The sequence below is a fragment of the Bacillus sp. 05T31 genome (assembly GCF_056396725.1).
This window is the reverse complement of record NZ_JBFTMA010000311.1, coordinates 1-6,291: the sequence shown is the minus strand read 5'-3', so window position 1 is coordinate 6,291 and position 6,291 is coordinate 1. Positions and strand designations below refer to the sequence as shown.

The following is a 6,291-nucleotide window of genomic DNA, read 5'->3' as shown; positions in this document are numbered from 1 at the left end:
AATTAATAGATTATTAGGTTTGTAAATCATTTCATCTAGTTTTTCAATTATATTACTAAAATTTGTCATGTAAACGCACCTTTTTTATTTTCCAGTATACCAAGAACATTCGTTCTTGTATATTAAACTTAAACAAATGTTGGCTTTGAATAGTCTTTCAAAGATTATTTTATCTACTCCATCCATAACTTCAAATTTACTTTTATAGTATTTATTACATTACTCTTCCAATTCCTTGTATTCTTCATTATTTCATTATTTCATTATTTCATTAATATATTAATAAAAAACGAGGTACATATTACATGAATCCATCCAAAATTGACTTCGGCTCCATAGAGCAACCTTTATTCCTATTAATTTTATATCTTATCGCAATTCTTTTAACACTCGGCATTACATTTAGTATATGTCATTCCCTTTTACTAAATTTAAATGCACCGAGATGGGTAGCAMAACTGTTAGCTATCGTATTAACTCTAGGTGTTGCTTATCAAGTGTTTATGAACTTATTTTAATATATTACCAATTTAACACCTTTAACTAAAAGGCCCTACCATAAGGTAGAGCCTTTTTTAAAAAAATAGTCCATAAATCACAAACATGTCTTTTATTTTATTGGAGATGGGAATCTTGCAGCTTCAAAATGCGTACTAATAAACCCTGGATCATTTTGTATAATCAGTCCATCTACATCACTCTCAGCAAAAATTTCAACTACATCTCCTGCATGTAATTGAAGTATTGTTGAAACAGCTACGACATTTGCAAAATTGGGTGGACCAAAAAAGTCATTATCTATCGCTATAGCTGGATTATCATTTACCCGAATTTCTACACGCGCTCTATAATTCGTATTACTATCATTAGGTGCAAAGCTGATTGTACCAATAATAGAATAAACCCCTCTAGTCTTCGGAATAAAATCTGAYGTTACTGGATTATATTCATYCGCTAAATCAAACTGTTCATTTTGGAATAATACTTTAACAAAAGTATTTGCAGTGACATTTTGATYTACTGTACTAACCGCTCTAAAAGCAGATGCCCTTACAAGTTTATCTTTCTCATTATCACAACACTTATCGTAATAATCTGTACTCTTCTTACAACAAGTATGCTTTGTCTTTTTATAGCCATTGCAATGCTTACAATAATAATAAGACATATTTATATCCCCTTTCTAAATCTATTGTTGTATACTATGCAAAATAAATTTAAAAAGTTTGGACGAGCTATTGCTATTATGAAATTAAAAAACTCCACCGAAAAGCAGAGTTAATAAAATTTTTTCCTTTTTAATATTTATACAATTGGAGATGGGAATCTTGCAGCCTCAAAATGAGAACCGTCTTCTGTACTACTAATAACCCCATCTATACTACTTTGTGCAAAAATCTCGACAATATCACCTGCATGTAATTGAAGTATTGTTGAAACACTTACGACATTACCGAAATTTATTGGACCAAAAAAGTCGTTATCTATAGCAATTGCCGCATTTCCATTCACTCGAACTTCTACACGCGCTCTATAATTTAAATTTGTATCGTTCGGAAAGAAACCAATCGTCCCAATTACGGAATAAACTCCTCTAGTCTTCGGAGTAAAATCTGATGTTGCTGGGTTATATTCGTTCGCTAAATCAAATTGTTCATTTTGAAATAATACTTTAACAAAAGTATTAGCTGGAAGGTTTTGATTAACTGTATTTACAGCTCTAAAAGCAGATGCTCTTACAAGGTTATTCTCCTTATGATCGCAAGAACAGTCATCACATCTTTTACCGCACTTATTATAATAATTACTTCTTTTTTTACAGCAATCATGATTTTTCTTTTGGTAACTCTCACAATTCTTACAGTAGTAATAACAAGACATATATAGTGCTCCTTTCTAATCTACTACTGCATAATATGTATGCTAGACATGGAAAGTTTGGACAGGTTATTGCGATTACAAAAATAAAAATGCTCCACCATAAGGCAGAGCGAGGAGAAAGTATAACTTTTAAAAACAAAGCACTCATGTAATATTCYGGTTAAATCAGTAATACAAATTATCTAGTTTCATCAACTCGGATTTTCAGAAAAAACTCCTYYGTRCGATTTTATTATTATTRAATAGATTATATTGTTCAGTGARATATGYAATATTTCATATTTTRTTATTTCAATATTCYTTTATTATCGTTGAGTTGTAAACATTCTCTTAAAAACACTTTAAAATCAACACTTACTCTATAGCAAATACTTTTTCATCCTTCAGAATTACCTGTAAGCATTATATTCAAATATTATTATTGTAAATTATTGACCTGTACAAACGTATAATTTTTGTGTATTCTATGGACAAGGAGTAAGGTAAGAGTTACTCTTTGCCATTTTAGGAAAGGCCCTGTTGGAGACAACAGGGCCTTTTTTCATAAACTAAATCGGTAAGATCCCCTAACTAGTAAGCTTTCTTTACCTAAACATCATGCATTTCTTTTTGCATACACCGCTACTCTTCTTCGACTGTTTCGTTTACAATCATCAGACACTATTTAACAGTACATAGTTCATTTATCCAGCACTTTCAAAACAGCTTGTACACCGTTAAAATACTTCATGCACTACAAATAAATTATCCGTTCTTGTACAGGATGAGTATAAATTTTGGAATGTCCTGATATTAAATTACTTACAAGGTTTCATACCACTTATACTTTTGGAGACGGGAATCTTGCAGCTTCAAAATGTGTACTATCTTCTACATTACTAATAACTCCAGCTACGCTACTTTGTGCAAAAATCTCGACTAAATCCCCTGCACTCAATTGAATTATGGATGAAACAGCTACAACATTAGCAAAGTTTATTGGACCAAAAAAATCATTATCTATTTCATAGACACCATTTATCAAACACTCCATGTTTCTTCACCCCTTGAATATTTTTTAAATAAAAATACATACTATTTTCAAGCCGTCGTATCCACGGCTAGTACTTCTTTCTTTTGTTACAGTAGTAAGCAGGCAGGTTCTTCACCTATCTGCTTTCTCTGTATATTTTTTTAGATATCGAAAATACTACCTACAAGCTGTTTGAACTAKCAGCTTCACTCTTCTTGTAATGGGAAAGCAAWTTATCACAATTRRCTAACTCATTCRACTMACWGGCAGACAACYAAAATTGTTRTCTGCTTTKTGTATGRRATTTTWYATTTTRCATATACTASTTTTGAGCCTGTTTACCAACGCAAGCCATTTTGGTGTTTTGAATTCCGACTAAGCTTTTATGTTGCATAGATTATTACATCTTTGACAACACTGGTTAAAAGCGCGTTTTCTGGTTATTCGTAGTTCTAGTCCAGAATAATTTTCCTCCTATAAAGGACAGCAGGTACGACTGCTCGTCCTTTTTTATTGCCCCAAATACTTTTGTAACAATTCCAACGCTTCATTAATGCTCCCATTTAAATCATCAAGTTCAGCATCTTCTGGACACTCCTGCAAAATCACTACCGCTCGACTTATGACATCTTGTAACTTTTCGATATCGATAGAAGTTGTAATAATTCCCTCTTGTTCTTGCGGATCAGCTTTGCCGTAGCCATTGTGCATGGACATCGGGTTTTCTAGCATCTAGCTCACCTCCTTAAAAAATGCAGGATTTTCCTTTCCATTATCGAATTAGTAATGTTTGAAAAGGGGGTGTAATATGGCAGAAATTAAAGTAGGACTTACACAATTTTTAGACTTCACACTGAAAAGTAGTGCAGCTAAAACAAACTTTGTAAAAAATCTAAAATCTCAACCGGAATACCAACCAGCTTTTGATTACTGGAAACAATTACGAGATACTGTTATTAAATTTCATCAAAATGAACTACCTTTTGAATGTTTCGAAACATTAGTGCAAACGGTTGATCAGAAGAAAAAGCAAAACTACATTGATGTCATAAAACAGTACAAAAAATTTATTAAAAACAACGACGTCTCTTGGTTCGATCCAGGTAAATCACATTGGATATCAGATGATTTAATCGTCCGCTCATCACCTGAACTCGGTTTGCTCATTAATGATGAGCCGCATCTTATCAAACTGTTTTTCAAAGGAAAAAAAGAGCGAATTGATAAATACAACATCAACTCAACGCTGACATTATTAAACGAATCGACATTTTCAAATGAACATAACGATGTGAATTATACGGTTCTTAACATCCAAAAGAACAGAATGTATACGAATAACTCTATTAATAATGATCATTTAATAGCGCTTGAATCAGAAGCTAACCAGCTTTGTTATATATGGAATAAGATGTAAAGAGTACTATTCATCTCTTTCAATACCTTTTCCATGCATAATTTGGACACAATTTTCACAGATCCTATCAGTTTCATTTAATTGAGCTATTACATGTGGAATGCGTAAAGGTGAAATCTTAGGTCTACAATGGAAAGAGATTGCTGATTTTACCTGACATTACTTTAATGGCAATAAATGACCATCTGCAAAAAATCTCTGAGGAAAAAGAGCGATATGATGAAAGCTATAATGATTACGATTTGGTCTGCCGTTTCAGAAGTTTGACACAGCTCTGGAAAAAGCTTATAAAGAAAAGTGAGGTTCCYGATATTCGGTTCCATGTTCTGTGTTCTGAGACATACTCGTGTAACAATTATGTTAAAACAAAGTATACATCCGAAGATTGTAAGTGAACGATTAGGACATAAAAGAGTAGGTATCACATTGAAAACCTACTCACATRTTGTACCAGGMCTTCAGGAAACTGCGGTGGATCRATTTGCAAACGAATTATTCGGAAAGAAAAACTTTTGTTAGAAGTTTTCGTTTCTAGGCAAAAACACCGCCTAAATAACCCCAAATATTATAAGTGAAAAAGGAGMAACAAACATGAGAGAAATCAARGCTGAACAAGAATTCAAAGACATCATCGCAAGCGAGGAGCCAGTAGTTGTYAAGTTCTTTACTACATGGTGCCCAGATTGCGTGCGTATGGACAACTTTATCGGAGATGTAATGGAAGAGTTCAATAAATTTGAATGGTATTCTATTAATAAAGATGAGTTCCCAAGTATTGCTGAAGAGTATCAAGTAATGGGTATTCCAAGCCTACTTGTATATCAAAATGGCGAAAAGTTAGGTCACTTACATAGTGCAAATGCAAAAACGGAAGAGCAAGTTACTGAGTTTTTAGAAGCATACTAAAAAACGAAAAACCTCTGAAAAATCATCAGAGGTTTTTTTCGTTTTCAAATTGTTCTTTGCCTTTGTCTCTTTCTGGAAAGTGAATATTATAATGCTTTCTCCTCTTCTTATTGAAGAATTTTGTTATCATTTCTTATATATTACTCACATGAGGAATTACAAAGAGTCATTTTGCGAAAAATATATATGAAAAAAATTTTGAGAATCATTATTCTCGCCCTCTTTCCATTTGCCATAATCATCATTAATTGTTTAATAAAGTGAAACTTTAATCAGTGGGGTTTTTGTTCATCCCCCACTGATTATTAGTTGAACCAATCGGGTGTTTACGGGCAGTTGATCTCCCACCTAACTTCTTTTCTCCAACTGAATTTTGAGGTGGGGGTCTTACTGCCCGTTAATGCGGGATAAATTTCCACTTTGTACTTTTCAACATATTTTTCCTTAACGAAACTTTGTTATCCCCTTCTTAAAAAGCTATAAAACGTCAACAATGTTTGTATAGACCCACACGAGTTTCGTTTGATACTCTATGTATAGAAAGAAATTCCTTGTAGAAAGGCGAGTGATTAAAATGGATTCTCTTTCTCATAAAGAAGCTGATAAAGGTGCTATTGTCAGCATTATAGCCTACATATTTTTATCCTCTATGAAAATCATCATCAGTTATATTACCCTCTCTAGCGCATTACGTGCTGACGGTTTGAATAACTTAACGGATATTGGTGCTTCTTTAGCAATATTAATTGGCCTGAAAATTTCTCGTAAGCCTCGTGACCCAGATCATCCATATGGGCATTCGCGTGCAGAACAAATCGCATCACTTGTTGCTTCCTTTATTATGGCAACGGTCGGATTAGAAGTTGTTATTAGTGCAATTCAGTCGTTTTTCAATCCGAAACATGCAGCACCTAATGTACTTGCTGCATGGGTGGCTTTATTTTCTGCTGTCGTTATGTACGGTGTATACAAGTATACGAAAAAGATTGCAATGCGAACAAAAAGTAAATCATTAGAGGCTGCTGCAAAAGATAATTTATCAGATGCTCTTGTAAGTATTGGTACAGTAGTAGGT

The 6,291-nt window shown here is 33.2% G+C and carries 7 protein-coding genes and 2 pseudogenes; 4 read left to right on the top strand and 5 right to left on the bottom strand.

The genetic code is table 11. The features are described 5' to 3' along the window. Positions 1-69 (bottom strand): annotated as a pseudogene (locus AC1DJR_RS17855) (MepB family protein); the annotation flags it as partial. Between the two features lie 236 nt (positions 70-305). Between AC1DJR_RS17855 and AC1DJR_RS17850 the strand changes: the two are divergent. Next, on the top strand, positions 306-518 hold the full coding sequence (locus AC1DJR_RS17850; protein ID WP_477003154.1) for a hypothetical protein: 213 nt from the start codon (positions 306-308) through the stop codon (positions 516-518). A 92-nt stretch (positions 519-610) separates the two neighbouring features. Here the strand turns inward: AC1DJR_RS17850 and AC1DJR_RS17845 are convergent, their stop codons facing one another. The 4 genes and pseudogenes from AC1DJR_RS17845 to AC1DJR_RS17830 form a co-directional block, all read right to left on the bottom strand. Then, a complete protein-coding gene (locus AC1DJR_RS17845; protein WP_477003153.1) occupies positions 611-1,168 on the bottom strand; it encodes an ABC transporter permease in 558 nt (185 codons plus the stop codon). A gap of 137 nt (positions 1,169-1,305) precedes the next feature. Continuing rightward, entirely contained in the window at positions 1,306-1,881 is a 576-nt protein-coding gene (locus AC1DJR_RS17840) for a C1q-like domain-containing protein (RefSeq protein ID WP_060749091.1), read from the bottom strand. A gap of 820 nt (positions 1,882-2,701) precedes the next feature. Next, positions 2,702-2,887: pseudogene (locus AC1DJR_RS17835) on the bottom strand (hypothetical protein); the annotation flags it as partial. Between the two features lie 516 nt (positions 2,888-3,403). Then, positions 3,404-3,625, bottom strand: a complete 222-nt coding sequence (locus tag AC1DJR_RS17830; RefSeq protein ID WP_002085775.1) for a hypothetical protein — start codon at positions 3,623-3,625, stop codon at positions 3,404-3,406. Between the two features lie 76 nt (positions 3,626-3,701). Between AC1DJR_RS17830 and AC1DJR_RS17825 the strand changes: the two genes are divergently transcribed. The 3 genes from AC1DJR_RS17825 to AC1DJR_RS17815 all read left to right on the top strand — a co-directional run. Then, positions 3,702-4,310, top strand: a complete 609-nt coding sequence (locus tag AC1DJR_RS17825; protein ID WP_429687298.1) for a hypothetical protein — start codon at positions 3,702-3,704, stop codon at positions 4,308-4,310. 591 nt (positions 4,311-4,901) lie between these two features. Beyond that, complete coding sequence (locus AC1DJR_RS17820; protein WP_088039326.1) at positions 4,902-5,216, top strand: thioredoxin family protein; 315 nt, start codon at positions 4,902-4,904, stop codon at positions 5,214-5,216. Positions 5,217-5,790: 574 nt separating this feature from the next. Continuing rightward, a partial coding sequence (locus AC1DJR_RS17815; protein ID WP_477003155.1) for a cation diffusion facilitator family transporter occupies positions 5,791-6,291 on the top strand: 501 nt, incomplete at its 3' end.

What these genes read in the sequence shown, in the direction of transcription:
- AC1DJR_RS17840 (WP_060749091.1), bottom strand. Translation starts at nt 1,881, where the DNA reads ATGTCTTGTTATTACTACTGTAAGAATTGTGAGAGTTACCAAAAGAAA.
- AC1DJR_RS17830 (WP_002085775.1), bottom strand. Translation starts at nt 3,625, where the DNA reads ATGCTAGAAAACCCGATGTCCATGCACAATGGCTACGGCAAAGCTGAT.
- AC1DJR_RS17825 (WP_429687298.1), top strand. Translation starts at nt 3,702, where the DNA reads ATGGCAGAAATTAAAGTAGGACTTACACAATTTTTAGACTTCACACTG.